The organism is Dietzia cinnamea NBRC 102147 (assembly GCF_001571065.1).
GTDB lineage: Bacteria > Actinomycetota > Actinomycetes > Mycobacteriales > Mycobacteriaceae > Dietzia > Dietzia cinnamea.
In genome coordinates, this window is the sequence record NZ_BCSW01000018.1 from 19640 (window position 1) to 39153 (window position 19514).

Below are 19514 nucleotides of genomic sequence, written 5' to 3' on the forward strand. Positions count from 1 at the left end.
GCGCGTGTCACTATGCGGCGGGCGAGACTGACCTCATGACCGAGGTTGACCAGACCACCGCCCGCCCCGTCAAGGACGCCTCCACCGTGATGGTGATCCGCGACTCCGATGCCGGCCCGGAGGTGTTCGTCGCGCGCCGCGTCAAGGGCATGGCCTTCGCCGGCGGGATGACCGTGTTCCCCGGGGGTGGCGTCGACGCCGCCGACGACGACCCTGACCTCGCCTGGACCGGCCCCTCCCCCGCGTGGTGGGCCGAGCGCCTCGGCTGCGACGAACCGCGCGCACGGCGGCTGGTCTGCGCCGCGGCCCGCGAGACCTTCGAGGAGTGCGGCGTCCTCCTCGCCGACCACCGGGACGGCGCGCCCGTCTCCGACGCGGGGCGGTACCACGCGGCGCGCACCGAGCTCGAGGCCCACGAGCTGTCGTTCAGTGCCTTTCTGGCCCGCGAGGAGCTGTCCCTCGCCGCGGATCGCCTGCGCCCGTTCGACCACTGGATCACCCCGTCGGTCGAGCCCCGCCGGTACGACACCCGGTTCTTCCTCGCCGCGTTGCCCGTGGGTCAGGAACCCGACGACCAGACCACCGAGGTCGACCTCACCATGTGGGCGCGCCCGGTCGACCTGCTCGCCGACTTCCGCGCGGGGCGCTCCATGCTCCTCCCGCCCACCTGGACCCAGCTCCGTCACCTGTCGGAGTTCCCGGACGTCGCCGCCGCCCTGGCGGCGGAACGCACGATCTCACCGATCGAGCCGGAGATCATCGAGCACCGCGGCGGCATCCGGGTGGGCTTCGACGGTTCCGACGAGTACTGGGCGGACCACCAGGCGGGGCACGCGCGCGAGAACGCCTGACCGGGCGCCGACGATCCCTGGCCCCTGTGGGTCGGACACCGCCCGAACCGCTGACGGGCGCGGTGACTCGATGGTTGACTGCCAAGCATGCCGGCATTCGAGTTCGACGTGGACGCGTCGATCGCCGCCGGGTGGGACCGGTTCGCCTCCCGCCTGGCGGATCTCCTGCGTGACCTGATCCCCGGTGCCACCTTCGACCTGGCGGTGCCCGTCTTCGGCGCGCCGTCGCCCCTCACGCCGTTCATCCGCTTCACCGCGGTGGGACAGCGGCGACTCGAGGCCGAGGTCTCCGGGGGTGGATCGGACGACGCCCCCGCCCCGCTGCGACCCGCGCAACTCGCGCAACTGGCCGCGCTCGGCTGGCGGGCCGCGGACGCCGAGGCGACGGCGATGCCGACACCCGGGCCCCAGGTCGCCCTGCCCACGGACCGGGCCACCGAACTCACCCACCTCGTCGCCGGCACGCTCGAGCAGGTCTTCGGAATCCGACATCCGGTCTTCCTCCACGACGTGGCCGACGTCGACGACCCGGACGCCCGGGCTGCGGCGTCCGGCCCGGATCCCGCGGACGCGAGCGCGGCACGCCCCGGCGGCCCCACGGAACCACACGGGAGCGGCGACGAGGACGACTTCCGCCCGCAACCCATCACCGACCCCGACCAGGCGACCAGGGCGGTGGGCGCGGCGCTCGCCGCGGTCTACCGCAGGCGCATGCACCCCGACGAGCACGACGTGTTCACCGTTCCCGCAGGCTGTGTCCTGCTCTTCGTGCGCGCACACCGCTCCCTCCCCCTCATCGTGTTCCGCAGCCCGCTGGTGACCGGGGTGCAGGACGCGGCGGCGGCCGAGACCGAGGTCGCGATCCTCAACCGCGACTCACTGTGGTGCCGGTACGTGTTCGACGGCTCGACCATCACGGCCGAGTCGGAGTTCGTCGACAGGGTGTTCGTCCCCGTCAACTTCAAGATCCACCTCGCCGAGATCACCGCCGAACTCGACGACGTCTACCCCGATCTCGCGCGACGAGTCGCCGGCGGGAACTCCCGCGACCTGCGCGCCTCCGACGATCCCGGCACCGGTGAGACGTAGGATCGGCACCGCCGGGAAGGGCCCGGCGCCCGATCCCGCCACAGGAGTGCCCATGCGTCGCGCCGCCCTCGTCGCCGTGGTCACCGCAGCGACCATGCTCACCAGTTCCTGTTCGCTCGTCGGAGGCGACGAACGACGCGGAGTACCCGCCCCAGCCGCCGCACCGAGCGGGCCGCTGCCCACTTCCCAGCAGTTCGACCGGCCGTTCCCGGTGTCCGCCGAGAACTGGGACGCCACCGTCACGGTGTCGAACCTGCGGTTCGTGCAGTCCTACTCGTACCCGGACCCCGTCCTCGTGGTGGACGTGCGCGCGGTCCAGTCCGCCGGCCAACCGGAGATCGGCCCCGAGGACCTCACCGCCTATGACCCGTCGGGCCGGCCGTTCGAGCGGATCACCGACCCCTCCGGGACAGTGCCCGACCCGCTCGTCCCGTCGGTGATGACGACCCCCGGGCAGGAGATCAACGGCATGGTGGCGTGGACCGTGCCCCGTGGAGCCAGGGTCGGCCGCATCGACCTGACGAGCCCGTCCACGATCGGATCGATCACGGTGACGCGACAGCCCGTCGATCCGACGCCGTCCTAGGCACCCGCCGGGCCCGCTCCCGCCGGATCCGCCGCGACGTACGTCCACCGCCCTCCCCTGCGCTCGAACAGGGAACGCTCACGCATCACCCCCCGGTCGCCGGGCTCGACGTACCTCGCCTCGAACTCGACCACCCCGTCGTCGTCACCCTCGCCCCCGGCGACCACCTCCAGGACGGTGAGCCCGGTCCACTCCACACCCGACGCCTCCACGACCGGCGGACGCGTCCGCGGATGCCACGTGCGCCAGAGGTGGTCCGTCCGTCCGAGCGCGAACGCCGTATAGCGCGAGCGCATCAGCTCCTCCGCCGTCCGCGCGGGCACCCCGTCCTCCACGAGCGGGCCGCAACACGCCCCGAGATCGATCCCACTGCCACACGGGCACGCACTCATCCGTCTGCTCCGTTCCCCGATGATCCGCCCAGGTTACCGACGCACGAGGCCACCCCTGCCGACCCCCGCGACGCGGACCCCGCTGCCCCCGCCGGACTATCGTGAACGGTGACATGTCTGGACTAGCCTCCCTCCGTTCCCTCGCGCGGCGCCGCGCCGACCCGGACCTCGCCGCCCTGCGGGTACGGTCCTGCCGCGACCTGTGCAACTGGAACCGCACGCCCGTCGAGCGCCGCGGCGAGCCCCTGTTCGCGTGCCGGGGCTGCGGCTCCCAGTGGGTCCCCAGCGAGCAGTGGACGCCGCGCGAGGCCGACGGCGCCATCCCACCGGCCGTCCTCGAGCTGCTCCGCTCGGACGACTGACTTCACGACCCGGCCGCCGCACGCCGCTATAAGGTCAGACCATGACCGACACCCCCTCACTCGCCCCCTCCACCGCCGCCTCCGACACCATTGACGCCACCCTGCGCCGATCGGCGTCCCGGTTCCCCGACCGCGTCGCCCTGACCTTCGCGGATCGTCGCTGGACCTACGCCGCCCTCGACGCCGCCGTCGACCGCGTCGCCACCCTGCTCGCCGGGCACGGTCTCGAGGACGGCGCCCGCATCGCGGCATACGGCGTCAACTCGGACGCCTACCTCATCGCCTTCCTCGCGACCTCGCGGGCGGGTTACATCCACGTACCCGTGAACTACGCCCTCACGGGGGGTGAGCTCGAGTACCTGCTCACCGACTCGGGGGCCTCGCTCGTCCTGGTCGACCCCGCCCAGGCGCCCACTCTCGATGCGGTCCTCGACAGCCTGCCCGCCCTGACACCCCTCGCGCTGCAGCCCGCCGCCGGCGAGGCACCTGACGGCACCGTGTTGGGTACCGCACTCGAGACCGGCGACGTCACGCCCGTCGACTCGCTCGCCTCCGGCGACGACCTCGCCCAGCTGCTGTACACCTCGGGTACCACCTCGCGGCCCAAGGGCGCGATGATGACCCACTCCGCGCTGGTCCACGAGTACCTCAGCTGCATCTTGTCCCTTGATCTGACCGCCGACGATGAGCCGCTCGTGACCATGCCGCTCTACCACTCCGCGGCGATGCACGTGTTCGCGATGCCGTATCTGTCACTGGGCGCGACCGTGCACCTGATGGCCGCCCCTGACGTCCCCGAGATCCTGCGCCGCATCGAAGAGGACGGGATCGGCTCCCTGTTCCTCGCACCCACCGTCTGGGTCCCCCTCGCGTCCCACCCGGACCTCGAGCGTCGCGACCTGTCGAGCCTCCGCAAGGCCCAGTACGGCGCCTCGATCATGCCCGTGACCGTTCTGCAGCGCCTGCGGGCCAGGTACCCGGAACTGGGGTTCTACAACTGTTTCGGCCAGTCCGAGATCGGCCCGCTCGCCTGCGTCCTGCGCCCCGAGGAGCACGACGACAGGCCGGCCAGCGCGGGTCGACCGGTCTTCTTCGTCGAGGCCCGGGTGGTCGACGAGTCGGGACTCGAGGTCGCCGACGGCGAGCGGGGCGAGGTGGTCTACCGCTCCCCGCAGCTGTGCAGAGGCTACTGGAACAAGCCCGACTCCACCCGCGAGGCGTTCCGTGACGGGTGGTTCCACTCCGGGGACCTGGTCGTGCGGGACGCCGGGGGGTACATCGAGGTCGTCGACCGCATCAAGGACGTCATCAACACCGGCGGTGTCCTGGTGGCCTCCCGCGAGGTCGAGGACGCCGTGTACCAGGACGAGCGGGTCGCGGAGGTGGCGGTCATCGGTACGCCCGACCCGAAGTGGATCGAAGCGGTGACCGCCGTCGTGGTCCTCAAGGACGGCGCGGAGGCCACTGAGGACGAGATCATCGCGGGCGCGCGAGAGTACCTGGCACCGTTCAAGGTGCCCAAGCGCGTCGTGTTCGTCGACGAGTTGCCCCGCAACCAGTCCGGCAAGTTGCTCAAGCGCGAACTCCGGCAGGGGTGAGCCGGGCGGGCGGCGGTCAGCCGAGCCGTTCCAGGACCTCGCGCGCGACCAGCGCGGGGTCCTCCTCGGGCAGCCAGTGGCCCCGGTCGGTGAGCGGGACGAACCGGTACTCCCCCGTCATCCTGGCCGCCGTCGCCTCGGCCCCGCTCCGCGCGATCGCCGGATCCTGCCCGCCCCACAGATAGGTGGTGGGGACGGAGACGTCGGGCAGCTCGTAGCGTCTCATCGCGCGGTACCAGTTGAGCGCTCCCGTCAGGGCGGACCGGTCCCCGAGCACCTCGAGGTGTCGGCCCACGAGATCGTCCGGGACCTGCCCGTCGAACATGGCGCGCAGGCGGCGGGCCCCGCCTTCGAGCAGCACGTCCTCGGCCTTGCCCTCCTGCCGGAACAGTCCGAAGTAGGCCGACCGCGCCTGCTGGTCGGGATCGGACTTGATCGCGTGGCCGAACGCCCCGAGATGCGGCACGGAGATGGCCGTGAGGCTCGCGACCCGGCTCGCGTGGTGGGCGGCCAGCCACCACGCGACGCACGCGCCCCAGTCGTGCCCGAGGACGTGCCCGCGCTCCAGCCCGAAGCGGTCCATCACCGCCAGCGCGTCGTCGGCCAGGTGCTCGATCGCGTACGCATCGACGCCTTCCGGCCGGGCATCGGGTGAGTACCCGCGCTGCATCGGGGCGATCACCCGCACGCCCTGCCCGGCGAGACTCTCCGCGACACCCTTCCACTCCCACGCCGATTCGGGGAAACCGTGCAGTGCCAGCACCGTGCGCGCCGGCTCCTCGGCCGGCGCCCCGCCGTTCCCCTCCCAGACCAGCACGTCGAGCGCGCCGACCGGGACGTCCACTGAGACTGTGCGTGGTTCCATACGCGGACCCTAACCGGTCCGGGGCTCACCGCGGGCGACTTCCCGGGCGCGCCGTTCGTTCCAGTCGTGGACCAGCCACATCTCCACTACCAGCGGATCGACCGCGGCCTCGCTCGCCCACGTGGCGACCACGTCGAGGTAACGCTGGTAGCGCCGGGGCGTCAGCCGCGCGGAGGACTCGATCTCGGTCCACCCGGCGTGCACCAGAGTCCCGATCCCGGCGGGGTCGACCGGCACGATGCTCTCCGCAGACCACGCCATGCCCAATGAGGACAGGTAGAGCGAGGCGAGCGGATACCCCAGGTCCGGGACGCCGCGGCCCGCGCCCCCGGGCGCGCCGTGACGCAGCAGGTTCATGGCCTCCACCGGCGCGTCGAGCCAGTCCACGACCTCGTGCAGCACCAGGGGAAAACCATGGGGTGACACCGAACGCCACCCGGCACGGTCCCTGGCGGGGACACGGAAGTCGGGTAGCCCCCGCCTCACGCCGGACCGCAGCGGGTGGGCGGATAGCCAGGCCGCGCACATGTAGAGCGTCACCACGGATTCCTCCAGGCTACCGCGGGCGCGGCGGCCCGCCGCCCACAGATCACTCCTGCGCAGGTAGCCCGACCCGGACTGCACGATCCCGCCGTCGGGCCCTCCCGCGACGAGACGAAGGTCGATCCCCCTCTCCGCGAGCCGGAGGTTCCAGCGGTCGAGGTCGATCTCCACGTACTCGTCCGCGACGAGCAGGGCGGGCGGCTGGGCGCGGCACCAGTCGAGACAGTCCGCGGGTAGTTCGGGCGCGAGGCGGGGTCCGGTGGTGGTCATGCCCCGCACGGTGTCATACGGGTACGACACTTCCCGGACCCCGAGCCCGGCCGCGGCCGCCGCTCAGTCCTGCGCGAACGCCTCGAGGGGCGGGCAGGAGCAGACGAGGTTCCGGTCTCCGTGCGCGCCGTCGATCCGGCGGACGGCGGGCCAGACCTTCGGCCGCCAGGCCGAACCGAGGGGATAGCCGGCGACACTGCGCGGGTACGCGTGGTCCCACTCGTCGGTGGAGACGCTCTCGGCCGTGTGGGGCGCACCGCGCAGCGGGTTGTCCTCCACGGTCCACTCGCCGGCGGCGACGCGGTCGATCTCCGCGCGGATGGCCGCCATCGCCTCGCAGAACGCGTCGAGCTCGGCCAGGTCCTCGCTCTCCGTCGGCTCCACCATCAGGGTGTTGGGCACCGGGAAGCTCATGGTGGGCGCGTGGAACCCGTAGTCGGCAAGCCTCTTGGCGACGTCGTCGATCGAGATGCCGACCGAGTCGATGAGCGGGCGCAGGTCGAGGATGCACTCGTGCGCGACCCAGCCCCCCTCGCCGGAGTACAGGACCGGGAATTGCTCGCCGATGCGTCGGGCCAGGTAGTTGGCGCTCGCTATCGCGGTCAGCGTGGCCGTGCGCAGGCCGTCTGCGCCCATCATCCGGATGTAGGCCCAGGTGATCGGCAAGATCGACGCGGAGCCGAAGGCCGCCGCCGAGACCGCGCCGCCCGAGCCCAGCCCGGACTCGTGCGGATGGCCGGGGAGGAACTCGCGCAGGTGCTCGGCTACAGCCACCGGACCGACGCCCGGTCCGCCGCCACCGTGCGGGATGCAAAAGGTCTTGTGCAGGTTCAGGTGGCTCACGTCGCCGCCGAACCGGCCCGGACGCGCGACGCCCACGAGCGCGTTGAGGTTCGCGCCGTCGATGTAGACCTGGCCGCCCGCGTCGTGGACGATCGCGCAGATGTCCTCGATGTCGTGCTCGTACACGCCGTGGGTCGACGGGTAGGTGATCATGATCGCCGCCAGCTCGGAACCGTGCTTGTCGACCTTCGCCCGCAGGTCGTCGACGTCCACGTCGCCGTTCTCGCGGCAGGCCACCACGACCACCTTCATGCCGGCCATCACGGCCGACGCCGCGTTCGTCCCGTGCGCCGAGGACGGGATGAGGCAGACCGTCCGGTCGTCGTCGCCGCGGGAGCGGTGGTACTCGCGGATGGCCAGCAGGCCCGCGTACTCGCCCTGGCTGCCGGCGTTGGGCTGGAGGCTGACGGCGGCGTAACCGGTGATGTCGACCAGCCACTGCTCGACGTCTCCGATCAGCTCGCGGATCCCGGCGGTCTGCTCGGCCGGAGCGAAGGGGTGGAGCCGGTTGAACTCCGGCCACGTGATCGGTTCCATCTCGGTGGTGGCGTTGAGCTTCATGGTGCACGAACCGAGCGGGATCATGGTCCGGTCCAGCGCCATGTCCTTATCGGACAGCGCCCTGAGGTACCGCAGCATGGCCGTCTCGGTGCGGTAGCGGACGAACGCCTCGTGCTGCAGGAACTCGCTCGTGCGGTCACCGTGGGTCGGGTCGACCGTGATCTCGGTGCGGGCGGCGTCGGCACCGAACGCGTCGAGGACGATCCCCACGTGCTCGGCGGTGGTGGCCTCGTCACACGAGACGGACACCGTGTCGTCGTCGACCTTCCACAGGTTCACGCCGCGCGCGGCGGCAGCGCCGAGCACCTCGTCGGCGCGGCCCGGCACGCGGGCGCGGACGGTGTCGAAGAACGCGTCGTGCAGCACCTCCACCCCGGCGGCGCGGAGTCCGTCGGCGAGCGCGGCGGCATGGGCGTGGACGCGCCGGGCGATGGCCGTGAGGCCCTCCGCGCCGTGGTAGGAGGCGTACATCGCCGCGAGGACGGCCAGCAGGACCTGCGCGGTACAGATGTTGGACGTGGCCTTCTCGCGACGGATGTGCTGCTCCCGCGTCTGCAGGGCCAGTCGGTAGGCGACGCGCCCGTCCTCGTCCGTCGAGACACCGACCAGCCGGCCGGGGAGATTGCGTGCGTGCGCGGAGCGACACGCCAGGAACCCGGCGTGGGGCCCGCCGAAACCCATGGGGACGCCGAACCGCTGCGTGGTGCCGAAGCACGCGTCCGCGCCCTTCTCCCCCGCCGGCGTGTGGACCGTCGCGGCCAGCAGGTCGACGCCCGCGGCGACCATGACGCCGCGCTCGTGGCACTTCTCGATGAGGGGCGCCACGTCGGCGACGCGGCCGGAGGCACCGGGGGTCTGGACCAGGGCCCCGAAGAACTCGCCGTCCGGGAGCCCGTCGTCGACGAGGTTCGCCGTGACCAGTTCGATGCCGAGGGGCTCGGCGCGGGTGGCGAGGATCGCCGCGGTCTGGGGGAAGATGTCGGCGTCGACGGCGAAGCGGGGGCTCTTGGACGAGCGGTTGGCCCGTCGCAGCATCGTCATGGCCTCGGCCGCGGCGGTCCCCTCGTCGAGCATGGAGGCGTTGGCCATGTCCATGCCGGTCAGGTCCGAGACCATCGTCTGGAAGTTCAGCAGCGCCTCGAGACGGCCCTGGCTGATCTCCGGCTGGTACGGGGTGTAGCCGGTGTACCAGGCCGGGCTCTCGATGATGTTGCGAATCAGCACCGGCGGCGTGAGGGTGTCGTAGTAGCCCTGCCCGATCATGGACACCGCGACGGTGTTGCGGTCGGCCAGCGCCCGCAGCGCCGCGAGGGTGTCGGCTTCCGACAGCGGCTCCGGGAGCGCGTTGATGCCTGCCGCCCGTCCGTCCGAGCCGACCTCGTCGAGGATGACCGAGGGGACGGCGCGCTCGGCGAGCTCGTCCAGGGAGCCGACGCCGATGGTGTCCAGGATCCGCGCGAGTCCGTCGGCATCGGGGCCCAGATGGCGGGCGACGAACTCGCCTCCGGTCCGGGCAGTGTGGGGGGTCGTCGTCACAGGTGCTCCTCAGGTGGCGGGGCCGCCCGGACAGGCGGCCTGCGGGCCGGTGCTCCCTCTCCGCTCTGTCCCCTGCCGGACGGGTGCCGGCGCCTGAGAGATTCGCGGGACCCTCACGACGGACCCCCGCTTTCCCCGTGGGCGGGTGGTCTGTTCCACCGCTCTCCAGAGGCGTTCGACGACCGCACGGTCCGGGTGCCTGAGAGATTCTCGGAGAGGAGTTGCTCCTTCGGCGCCCGCGGCCATGGCCGCGGAGCTCTCCCGTGGGACGCGTGAACGCACCGCCGAGTCTAGACGACGACGGCCGACTAGCCGGTACGGCGTGAGGCGCGGGCCCGGCGGCGAGCGGCGAGCTCGTCCTCCACGGGCGCGACGATGTCGTCCTCGGTCACCGTCTCCGCGGGGAACTCGGAGATCGAGCCGGCGAGCTCACGCATCGCGCCGCCGATCCCGATGCCGAACACCCCCTGGCCGCCCTGGAGCAGGTCGAAGACCTCCTCCTTGGACGTGCACTCGAATACGGTCCGGCCGTCGGAGAACAGGGTGATGGTGGCCAGGTCCTCCACACCCCGCGACCTGATCTGATCGACGGCCTTGCGGATGTTCTGCAGGGAGATCCCGGTGTCCAGCAGCTGCTTGACGATCTTGAGGACCAGGATGTCCTTGAACGAGTAGAGGCGCTGGCTGCCCGATCCGGCGGCGTTCCGGATCGACGGCACGACGAGGTCGGTGCGTGCCCAGTAGTCGAGCTGACGGTAGGTGATACCGGCGATCTGGCACGCGATGGGCACCCGGTACCCGCTGGTGCCGTCCGGGATCCCGTCGTCGGGGAACAGTCCGGGCTGCACCTCGTCGAAGGACGCCTGCGTCCCCTCGACGGCGTCACCGAAGAGGCTCGGCGTGTTCGGTACGGCGTCGGACGGCTCCGAGACCCGGGTGTGGTCGGCCACGATTGCTCCCTCAAGCTGCGGGTGCCGCCTCGTTCGGGGCGGCACGGTACCGGGACGAGACCCGGATCCTGGACGCGTGAACACCATCGGTGTAGTTCACTGGGGGCAACGCTATGCCCGCCGCGGTCCACTATCAATAGGACACGCGGTAAACCTCAACCTCAAGTTGAACTTTAGGCTCATTCGTCACCTGCGAGTTGGTGCAGCAGTGACTGGAGGGACCGCCGAATCCGCTGCTCAGGAGGTGGATCCGCCGGGATTCTCGGCCGGCCCGCCGCCTCCGAGGAAGTCGTCCGGGCTCACCTGGTCCAGGAACTCACGGAAGGCCTCGACCTCTTCCTCGCCCTGCTCGACGAGCGAGATGCCGACCTCGTCGAGCACCTCGGGACTGACCAGGACGGGCGAGGCCGTGCGGAGCGCGACAGCGACCGCGTCGGACGGGCGCGCCGACACACGGGTGTTCGCGAACACCAGTTCCGCGAAGAACGTCCCCTCCGACACCCCGATGATCTCGACCTTCTCCAGAGGGTGGGAGAACGTCTCGAGAAGCGTGGCCAGCAGGTCGTGGGTCAACGGCCTGCTCGGCTGGACCCCCTGCTGCTGGAGACTGATCGCCGCGGCCTCGGACGCGCCGATCCAGATCGGCACGTACCGCCCACCGTCCTTCTCGTGCAGGATCAGTACGGGCGCGTACTCCGGCTCCTCGAAACGGATACCGACGACGTCGACCTCTCGCATGTTCTTCCCCATGTTCTCCGCCTCTCCCACGTCACCAGCGTAGCCCTGATCCGGTTCGGCGCGAGCGGACGCGGGGCCCTCAGGGCTCCAGTGCGTGCCTCACGGCCACGGTCACCAGGGTCGAGTGCAACGACACCGACAGTGCGGCGATCTCCCGCGCCAGCTCGGCGGCCCGGTCCCGGGCGTCCGCGTCGCCCTGGCGGGCTACCGGGCCGGCGATCTGGGTGATCAGCCCGGTCTGACGATCGGCCGCGGTCCTGAAGCTCCGCAGGTGGCGTACGTCCACCCCGTGGGTGGCGAGATCGTGCGCGGTGCGGGCGATGAGGACCGCCTCGGGATCATAGAACCCACCGGGCCCCGCGGCGATCAGGCCGGCGTCGACGAGAGCGTCCACGAGCCCGGCGTCGACGCCGGACTGTTCGATGACGTTCTCCCGGGTGAGACGCTTGACGGTGTCGCTGCGGAAATCGTCCGGCGTCGACCCGGGCACGCCGTCTGCGCCGGGCCGCGGCCGGAGCGCCGTGGTCGACCCGTCGGCGATCGCCGCGTCGAGGGCGTCGAGCTCCTGGCGGATCACCTTCAACGGCAGGTACCTGTCGCGCTGGGCGGTCAGGACGTACCGCAGGCGCTCCCGATCCTCGACGCTGAAGCGCCGGTAACCGCTCGCCGTGCGCTCAGGGGTGACCAGCCCCTCGTTCTCGAGGAACCGGACCTTCGACACCGTGAGGTCCGGGAACTCCGGACTCAGAAGTGCGATGACACCTCCGATGGAGAGGAACTCCTCCTCTTTCGGGGCGCCCTGTCCGGCGGCTGTCACTGCCCGGGCGTACCCGTCAGGAACACCAGGCGGAACTTGCCGATCTGGACCTCGTCACCATTGGACAGCGACGCGGAGTCGACGGGCTCACGGTTGACATAGGTGCCGTTGAGCGAGCCCACGTCGACGACGGTGAAGGTCTCGCCCTCACTGCGGAACTCCGCATGCCGACGGCTCACGGTCACGTCATCGAGGAAGATGTCGCTGTCCGGATGACGACCGGCGGAGGTGGTGCTCTGGTCGAGAAGGAACCGCGAACCCGCGTTGGGGCCGCGCTTGACGACGAGCAGGGCCTGCCCCTCGGGGAGACCCTCGACACCCGTCACCGCGGAATCGGACTGCGCCGACTGCTGATCGGACTCGTTGAGGAGTTCGGCACGGAACACGGAGGTGGTCTCGGCGGTCGCCTCGGGCATGTTCTTGTTCTCGGTCACGTTGGTCTCTCCTCGTCCGAGCCCGTCAGCGGGCTCACCGTACGGTGCAGTTGATTCTATGTCGGAGTCGTCGCCCGCGGGGTCCGGGGGCGTCGGCGATCCGCTCAGCTCTCCGTGATCTTCGCGTACCCGTCGGAGTCCAGCGTCTGCTCGAGCTGGGCCTCAAGGTCCTCGATATCGGCGATCTCGAGAACGACGATCCATCCCTCCCCGTACGGGTCGGAGTTGACCAGCTCGGGGGACGTCTCGAGCGCGGTGTTCACCTCGACGACCTTGCCGCTGAGCGGCGCGTACAGGTCGGAGACGCTCTTGGGTGACTCGACCTCGCCGAACGGCTCACCCGACTCCGTCTCGCCCCCGACGTCGGGCAGCTGGACGAACACGATGTCGCCGAGCTTCGACTGCGCGTACTCGGTGATGCCGATACGCACCCGCGTGTCCGACACCCGTTCCACCCACTCGTGCTCATCGGTGTACCGGAGCTGGTCGGGGATGTTCTGATCGCTCACTGACGCGCCCTTCTCGAGTGGCTCACTACGAATTCCATCTGGCGACATTACACACCGTCGCGCCCGCCCACAGCAGCCGATCGAGCCCGGCGGAGGGGAACCGCGCGGACGATGTTCAGTGCCTGCCACAGGTAGATGCCACCGCTCCAGACGTACAGACCGACACCCCAGTAGAGGCATGCCTCGCCGATGATCTGGAACCCCTCGCCGCCGGGCGCGTCCGCGTAGCCGGCCAGCAGCAAGGGGAACGACCAGAACAGCGCGAACGTCGCCGCCTTGCCGAGGTACGTGACCTCCGGGTCGAGGCCGCGCCGGCGGTAGACCGGCAGGGTGGTCACCAGCAGCAGGTCGCGGGCGACGAGCACGACGACGATCCACGCGGGGATGAAACCCGCCAGCGCGAACGTGACCGGAACCGCCGCCACGAGGATCCGGTCGGCGATGGGGTCGAGCCGCTCCCCCCACGTCGAGCGCATGTTCCACAGTCGCGCGATCTTGCCGTCCAGCCAGTCCGAGACGACCAGGACGCCGAGGAGCCACAGCGCCAGCATCGCGTCGTCCCACACGAGGATGCTGACGATCAGCACGGGGATGAGGGCGATCCGACCCAGCGAGATCGCGTTGGGCAGGGTCCAGAAGCGGTCGCTGACCCGCGGGTCGCGCGATGGGCTCTCGGGCCCCAGGCCGGGCGGGACCGCCGCGGACAGATGCCCGCCCCGCGGTGGCGGGATGCGGGCGCCCAGAACCCGAGCCTCGCCGGTTCGCCACTCCCTCAGGTCGGTCTCGCGCCCTCCCTCGCGTGCCGCACTCATCGGAACGTCGACATCATCCCGGAGAAGACGCTACCGCCGGCAGCCATCGGGTTGTCGTGCACCATGTACGTCCAGGTCGACGTGGGGCGCGCCATGGAATTGGCCTCCAGATCGACTCCGTCGGCAGTGAACTCGATCTCCGCGAACGTGGCCTCCGACTCGCGGACCGCGTCTGCCGCGAGATCGCGGAAGTGGTCGATCGCGATGCGGTGGAATTCGTCGAGGGGGTTCTCCCGGCCGAGGGCGCGGAGGTGGATCGACTCGCGGACGTCGGTCATCGTCTCCAGGTGACGAGCCCAGCCACGGTCGAGGTGCCACAGCATGATCTCGCGGCACCCCCGGACCACCGCGTCGCGTCCGTGTGCCTCCACCAGCCGCGCACTCCGCTCGGGATCATGCGCGGTGAGCTCCTCGAACGCCTTCTCCGTGCGGAGCAGAGCGCTCCTGCGCTCGGCGAGGATCTCGCGCTGCTCGGCGAGGAGCCGACTGTACCGCCAGGTGTTGGCGTGGATCTCCAGCATCTGCCCCTCGGTGACCCGCTGCGCGTGGTCGACGGCGTCCCGCCCCCGATTGCCCTTGAGCAGCCCGGTGATCCTGTCGTGGGCGGTGGGGATCTTCTCCGGCTCGAGCGCCGACGTCACCACCGGATCGTCCATCGCTGCGAAGAAGACAGAACTGCCCGGATCGCCCTGACGCCCGGCCCGGCCCCGCAGTTGGTTGTCCAGCCGCTCGGTGCGGTGCCGGCCCGTGCCCACGACGTGGAGTCCGCCGAGCGCGACGACCTCGTCGCGCCGGGCCTCGTCGGATCCGCCGAGCCGGATGTCCGTCCCGCGGCCGGCCATCTGCGTGGAGACGGTGACGTGCCCGACGTCGCCGGCCTCCGCGATGATGGACGCCTCCTCCTCGTCGTTCTTGGCGTTGAGAACCGAGCACCGGACGCCCTTTTCCGCGAGCCGGGCTGCCAACGCCTCGGACTCGGCCACGTCGTGGGTGCCGACCAGCACCGGCTGCCCGGTGGCGTGGACGGCGGCGATGTGCTCGACCAGCGCGCGGTTCTTGCTGTCGTTGTCGATGTAGGTGCGGTCGGCTTCGTCGACACGGATGTTGGGCGTGTTCGGCTCGATCTGGGACACCCCGAGGGAGTAGAACTCGCGCAGCTGCGCACCTGCGGCCAGCGCGGTGCCGGTCATGCCGCACACCTTGTCATATCGGCCGATGAACGCCTGGACCGTGAGGCTGTCGAGGATCTGTCCCGCCTCGGAGACCGCGACGCCCTCCTTGGCCTCCACCGCGGCCTGGAGCCCGTCCGGCCATCGCTGGAGTTCGGCCACGCGTCCACGGGAGGCGTTGACGAGCTGGACCCGGCCCTCGCGGACGATGTAGTCGACGTCCCTGCGCAACAGGAAGCACGCGTGCAGGGCGACGTTGACCTGGACCAGGGTCGTGCCGACGTGGTCGGCGTCGTAGAGGTCCTCGATCCCGAGTTCGGTTTCGATGGCCTCCGCCCCGTCGTCGGTGAGGAAGATGTTGCGACGCTCTGAATCCGTCTCGTAGTGGCGGCCGGGTCGTAGCTTCCGCACCGCCGCCAGGACCTCCCCCGTCGGCGCCTCACCGGACGTGGATCCCGCGAGCACCAGGGGAACCAACGCCTCGTCGACCAGGACGGAGTCCGCCTCGTCCACGAGGGCGACGTCGGTGGTCGGCGAGATGAGGTCGGCGGGATCGGTCACGAGTTGCTCGCGCAGGACGTCGAACCCGATCTCGGACACCGAACCGTAGGTGATGTCGCAGGCGTAGGCCGCGCGGCGCTCGTCACGCGTCGACGACTCCGTGACGTGGCCGACCGACAGGCCCAGCAGCTCGAGCATCGGTCCCATCCACCGGGCGTCGCGGGCCGCGAGGTAGTCGTTGACCGAGATGACGTGGACGGTGTGTCCCTGCAGTGCGTACCCGGCCGCCGCCACGGCGCCGGACAGCGTCTTGCCCTCGCCCGTGGCCATCTCCACGACGTCGCCGGCGAACATCCGGAGAGCGCCCTGGAGCTGTACGTCGAACGGGCGTAGGCCGACGGCCCGGCCGGCCGCCTCCCTCGCCAGGGCGAGGAACCGCGCGAGATCCTCCGGCGCATCACCGAAGAGGCGCAGGCCGTGGGCGGCGTCCGCGAACTCGCCGTCGTCGAGTCCCGCCGCCCAGTCGTCCAACCCGTGCGAGGCCTCGACCGCGCTCTGGGCGCGCGACGTGTCGCGTCCCTGGGTGGAGCCCATCAGCTTCCAGAAGCGGTTGGCCAGTCCCACGCGTGGAGTCCTTCCCGGTCACGAACAGTTGCCCCCACCGTACGCAGGGCCCGGCACCGTCGGGGCCGCGGCCCGCCGGTCGCCGCATCAGCGATCGGGGTCGATCTGCCCCCGTAGTCGGCGCATGGCCTCGGTCGAGAGCATCCGGTCCCCCGCGCGCGCCGCGAGGTGCTCGGCCGCGAGGTCGGCGGGCGTCGGGCGGTGGGCTGCGGTCGGGGGCCGGACGCCGTTGTCGCGGGCGATTCCGGCGAGCCTCTCCGCCTCGGCCACCGCGGTCTCGGCGCGGGTCTCCACCGACTCGACGAGCTCACGGAACGCGACCGCGCGATCGACCACCTCGGCCCACACTCCGTCGATGGAGGCGCCGAGTCCGGTCAGCGTGGTGAAGCCGTCGCGAGCCGGAGGCACACCCGCCGAGGCGGAGGCCTCGCGCAGTCGGCACAGATCACCCGCGAGTCCCACGACCTCGGTCTCGGCGTCGAACTGCAGGCGGATCTCCTCCACCGCGCGTCCGCCCCGGCCGTACGCCCGTTGTAGCCGGTCGTAGAGCCCGCCCACCTCCATCAACATCGCGGTGTACATCTCCGGGATCCGGCGACGGTCCGCGCGGATCCGTGGCAGCGACGGTAGCGACGCGACTGCGTTCTGCACGCGCTGCGGCAGCACCACCCGGCCCATCTCGCGCTGGCCGTAGGCCGCGGCGACCGTGCCCAGTTCGCCGAGCGTTCGGGGCACCAGGGGCACCGGCGCCATGGTCGGCGTCGAGGCCAGCGCGTCGAAGAGCCGCCCGCGGTCATCGGTGTCCAGATGCACGCCGCGGCGGCGGTCGGCGCGGATGTCCTTGACCCGGAACGCCCACACCCCGGTCCCCCGGGTGAAGCCCGTGCGCATCACCAGGTATCTGCGGTCGAGGTCGGCCAGGCGGGTGCGGAGGGCCATCCGCAGCATCGACGGCGCGGGGCTGTCGATCGTCCTCCTCAGATCGTGCCGTTGCTCCTCGATGATGCGCACCTGGTGGAAACCACCGACCGTGGGGAACGGGAGGTTGCGGTGGAGCCGGGCCAGCACCACATCGCAGATCCGCGGTTCGACGAGGCCGCAGGCGACGAGCAACGCCGACCGGTCGGACAGCTCGGCGACCGGTGGTCGGCCCTCGCCCCGGCACATGAGGTCGACATCGGACACGATCCGGTCCCGTGCGGTCCGTGGCCCGCGCTCATCCGCCATGTGCCCCTCCTCGCCCGTGTCCACTCTGTCGGCCCGCCTTCATCGGGGTACAACGGTCGGGCCGCGCCCCGTGTTCCCCCGCGGGCCACGCCCCGTGTTCCCCCGCGGGCCGCGCACCGTGTTCCCCCGCGGGCCGCGCACCGGCGCCGCGTCGGTCACCGTTCATAGCCCAGCCGGGCGTCGTCGAGGATCCGTGGCCGGTCGAGTGTGGAGGGCTCGAGCCGCATCGGCGCCACGTCGCGCCCGAAGCGGCCGGCGGCCTCGAGGGTTCCGGGGTCGAGGAACCTCAGTCCACCGACGTCGGGGCGTAGCCGGAGATCCGGGGCGTCACCGTCGGCCGAGGCCAGGACGAAGCCCCAGTCCCCGAACGTCGGGACATGGACGTGATACGGGGTCGTCCCCCACCCGGCCGAGCCCACCGTGGCCACCGTCCTCCAGAACTGCCGCGGCGTGGAGAACGGGCTCCCCGACTGGACGACCATCAGACCGTTCTCGCCGGTCACCCCGCGTACGAGGCCGTAGAACTCCTCGGAGTACAGGCGGGACAGGGCGGCGTTGCGCGGGTCGGGCAGATCCACGAGCACCGCCCCGAAACCGCCCGGCGGCACCGCCCTGTCGCCGCCCCGGCGCAGCCACGCGAAGGCGTCGTCCACCACGACCTCCACCCGCGGGTCGTCGAGAGACCCCCGGTTGTCCGGGAGCAGTTCGGTGCGGGCGATATCCAGAACGGCCGGGTCGAGCTCCACCTGGACCACCCGCCGGACCCCGGGCACGGCCAGGAGGTCCCGGGCCGCCAGACCGTCGCCGCCCCCGAGCACCAGGACGTCGCCGGGCCGGTTCGCCACGGCGGGCTGGACCAACGCCTCGGTGTACCGGTACTCGTCGAGGCTCGAGTACTGGAGGGTGCCGTCGAGGTACAGTCGGCGGTCGGTACGCCCGTTGTAACGCGCCCTGGTGACGACGATCTCCTGGTACGCGGACTGGGTGTGGGAGAGCACCGGGTCCGGGTAGAGCTTGGCCCTCGACCACTCGGTGACGCCGTCGAGAGCGACGACCAGCGTGCCCAGCAGGGCCGCGACCAGTGTCAGCGACAGCGCCGCGACGACGGTCTGCGCCCGGGACAGCAGGCCCCGTAACGCGAGCGTGAGCAACACCGCCGCGGCGGCGACGTTGACCAACCCCGTGATGGCGGCGGCCTGCTGCATCCCTAACGACGGCACGAGCAGGAACGGCCACAGCAGTCCCCCGACGAGCGCGCCCAGGTAGTCGGCGGCGTTGAGATCGGCCAGCACCCGACCGGCTTCGGCCGACCCGGTCCGCCGACCGGTCTGCAGCAGGGACATGAGCAGCGGGACCTCTGCGCCCACCAGCATCCCGATCGCGGCGGTGGCCACCACGAGCGTGACCATAGATGCCGCGTCCGACCCGAGGGTCGTGAACGTCACGTAGAGGGCTGTCGCCGATACTCCTCCGACGAGCCCCAGCGTCGCCTCGACGCCGATGAAACTCGACGCCGGGCGGTCGACGAACGGCTTGGCCAGCAGCGCGCCGAGACCGAGGGCCGCGACGTACCCGGCCACCACGAGACTCGTGGCGACGATCCCGCCGCCCTGGACGGTGGTCGCGAGCGTGAGGAGAGCGAGTTCGTAGATCAGCCCGCAGGCGGCGCACGCGGCGACGGAGGCCAGGACGATCGGGCGCCACCAGCGGCCCGCACGCGGCGCGGGACGTCCGGCGGGCTCGGCCCCGGTCCGCACGGGGTCCGCCGTGCGGACCTCGTCAGGCAATGGCGGCCGCGTTGACGGCGGCGACGGCGAGCAGCGTGGCGGCGACGGCGAGCACGGTGGTGCTGAACCGTGGGGCGCTGACGAGGTCGCGGAATCGACCGGGGACCAGCAGTTCCAGGATCACCAGCGTGACGGCCTGGAAGATCACCCCGAGCAGGCCGTAGACGGCGACGTCGATCAGCCCCAGCACGAGAGAGTCCGACGCGTTCGTCATCACCGTGACGACGATGATCGCGAGGGAGATCGCCGAGGCCGCGAACAGCGCGGCCGCGTTGGGACGGTGGTCGACGAACACGTGGTGTCGCAGGCTTCCGGGCGTGAGCAGATCGAGCATGACGAACCCGAGCGTGAGGACCAGGGCGCCGACGCCGAAGTAGGCCAGCGACACCCCGATCCCGTCCAACAGTTCGGGTACGTGGTCGGCGGGTCCGGCGGCGAATGTCACCGTGT

General features: G+C 71.2%; 19 protein-coding genes and 1 riboswitch. Of the genes, 5 read left to right on the forward strand and 14 right to left on the reverse strand.

Annotated elements, in window-relative coordinates; all coding sequences use genetic code 11:
• Positions 1-35 precede the first annotated feature (35 nt).
• From DCI01S_RS08500 to DCI01S_RS08510, 3 genes are all read left to right on the forward strand, one after another.
• On the forward strand, positions 36-851 hold the full coding sequence (locus DCI01S_RS08500; RefSeq protein ID WP_061228820.1) for an NUDIX hydrolase: 816 nt from the start codon (positions 36-38) through the stop codon (positions 849-851).
• Positions 852-938: 87 nt separating this feature from the next.
• Positions 939-1940 (forward strand): TY-Chap domain-containing protein, encoded by a 1002-nt coding sequence (locus DCI01S_RS08505; RefSeq protein ID WP_061228821.1) that lies wholly within the window; start codon positions 939-941, stop codon positions 1938-1940.
• Between the two features lie 52 nt (positions 1941-1992).
• A complete protein-coding gene (locus DCI01S_RS08510; RefSeq protein ID WP_061228822.1) occupies positions 1993-2526 on the forward strand; it encodes a hypothetical protein in 534 nt (177 codons plus the stop codon).
• On the opposite strand, the gene DCI01S_RS08515 is transcribed toward DCI01S_RS08510, so the two are convergent.
• Entirely contained in the window at positions 2523-2918 is a 396-nt protein-coding gene (locus DCI01S_RS08515; protein WP_082767698.1) for a YchJ family protein, read from the reverse strand. The two genes, DCI01S_RS08510 and DCI01S_RS08515, sit on opposite strands and share 4 nt — an antisense overlap.
• 113 nt (positions 2919-3031) lie before the next feature.
• Here DCI01S_RS08515 and DCI01S_RS08520 point away from each other — a divergent pair, with 113 nt between their 5' ends.
• Complete coding sequence (locus tag DCI01S_RS08520) at positions 3032-3280, forward strand: hypothetical protein (protein ID WP_197471380.1); 249 nt, start codon at positions 3032-3034, stop codon at positions 3278-3280.
• A 41-nt stretch (positions 3281-3321) separates the two neighbouring features.
• Entirely contained in the window at positions 3322-4878 is a 1557-nt protein-coding gene (locus tag DCI01S_RS08525) for a fatty acyl-CoA synthetase (protein ID WP_061228823.1), read from the forward strand.
• A gap of 16 nt (positions 4879-4894) precedes the next feature.
• On the opposite strand, the gene DCI01S_RS08530 is transcribed toward DCI01S_RS08525, so the two are convergent.
• From DCI01S_RS08530 to DCI01S_RS08590, 13 genes are all read right to left on the reverse strand, one after another.
• The gene (locus DCI01S_RS08530; RefSeq protein WP_061228824.1) at positions 4895-5743 is read right to left on the reverse strand and encodes an alpha/beta fold hydrolase; all 849 of its coding nucleotides are present in this window, start codon (positions 5741-5743) and stop codon (positions 4895-4897) included.
• A gap of 9 nt (positions 5744-5752) precedes the next feature.
• Positions 5753-6556: an 8-oxoguanine DNA glycosylase OGG fold protein gene (locus DCI01S_RS08535; RefSeq protein WP_061228825.1), complete on the reverse strand. Its 804-nt coding sequence runs from the start codon at positions 6554-6556 to the stop codon at positions 5753-5755.
• Between the two features lie 63 nt (positions 6557-6619).
• A complete protein-coding gene (gene gcvP / locus DCI01S_RS08540; protein ID WP_061228826.1) occupies positions 6620-9496 on the reverse strand; it encodes an aminomethyl-transferring glycine dehydrogenase in 2877 nt (958 codons plus the stop codon).
• A 177-nt stretch (positions 9497-9673) separates the two neighbouring features.
• Positions 9674-9770, reverse strand: a riboswitch (glycine riboswitch).
• A 34-nt stretch (positions 9771-9804) separates the two neighbouring features.
• Entirely contained in the window at positions 9805-10446 is a 642-nt protein-coding gene (locus DCI01S_RS08545; protein WP_061228827.1) for a MerR family transcriptional regulator, read from the reverse strand.
• Positions 10447-10683: 237 nt separating this feature from the next.
• Complete coding sequence (locus tag DCI01S_RS08550; protein ID WP_061228849.1) at positions 10684-11184, reverse strand: bifunctional nuclease family protein; 501 nt, start codon at positions 11182-11184, stop codon at positions 10684-10686.
• Between the two features lie 79 nt (positions 11185-11263).
• Entirely contained in the window at positions 11264-12001 is a 738-nt protein-coding gene (gene ftsR, locus DCI01S_RS08555; RefSeq protein ID WP_061228828.1) for a transcriptional regulator FtsR, read from the reverse strand.
• Entirely contained in the window at positions 11998-12417 is a 420-nt protein-coding gene (gene odhI, locus DCI01S_RS08560) for an oxoglutarate dehydrogenase inhibitor Odhl (RefSeq protein ID WP_174521542.1), read from the reverse strand. The genes ftsR and odhI overlap by 4 nt, the downstream gene beginning before the upstream one ends.
• Positions 12418-12539: 122 nt before the next feature.
• Entirely contained in the window at positions 12540-12944 is a 405-nt protein-coding gene (gene gcvH, locus DCI01S_RS08565; RefSeq protein ID WP_061228829.1) for a glycine cleavage system protein GcvH, read from the reverse strand.
• A 47-nt stretch (positions 12945-12991) separates the two neighbouring features.
• On the reverse strand, positions 12992-13756 hold the full coding sequence (locus tag DCI01S_RS08570; protein ID WP_007629038.1) for a CDP-alcohol phosphatidyltransferase family protein: 765 nt from the start codon (positions 13754-13756) through the stop codon (positions 12992-12994).
• Positions 13753-16020: an accessory Sec system translocase SecA2 gene (gene secA2 / locus DCI01S_RS08575; protein ID WP_232303043.1), complete on the reverse strand. Its 2268-nt coding sequence runs from the start codon at positions 16018-16020 to the stop codon at positions 13753-13755. The genes DCI01S_RS08570 and secA2 overlap by 4 nt, the downstream gene beginning before the upstream one ends.
• A gap of 117 nt (positions 16021-16137) precedes the next feature.
• Entirely contained in the window at positions 16138-17277 is a 1140-nt protein-coding gene (locus DCI01S_RS08580) for a hypothetical protein (protein ID WP_061228850.1), read from the reverse strand.
• Between the two features lie 155 nt (positions 17278-17432).
• The gene (locus DCI01S_RS08585; RefSeq protein ID WP_375545252.1) at positions 17433-19064 is read right to left on the reverse strand and encodes a polyamine aminopropyltransferase; all 1632 of its coding nucleotides are present in this window, start codon (positions 19062-19064) and stop codon (positions 17433-17435) included.
• Positions 19057-19509: a DUF350 domain-containing protein gene (locus tag DCI01S_RS08590; RefSeq protein WP_061228832.1), complete on the reverse strand. Its 453-nt coding sequence runs from the start codon at positions 19507-19509 to the stop codon at positions 19057-19059. Before DCI01S_RS08590 ends, DCI01S_RS08585 begins: the two co-directional genes overlap by 8 nt.
• Positions 19510-19514: the final 5 nt, after the last annotated feature.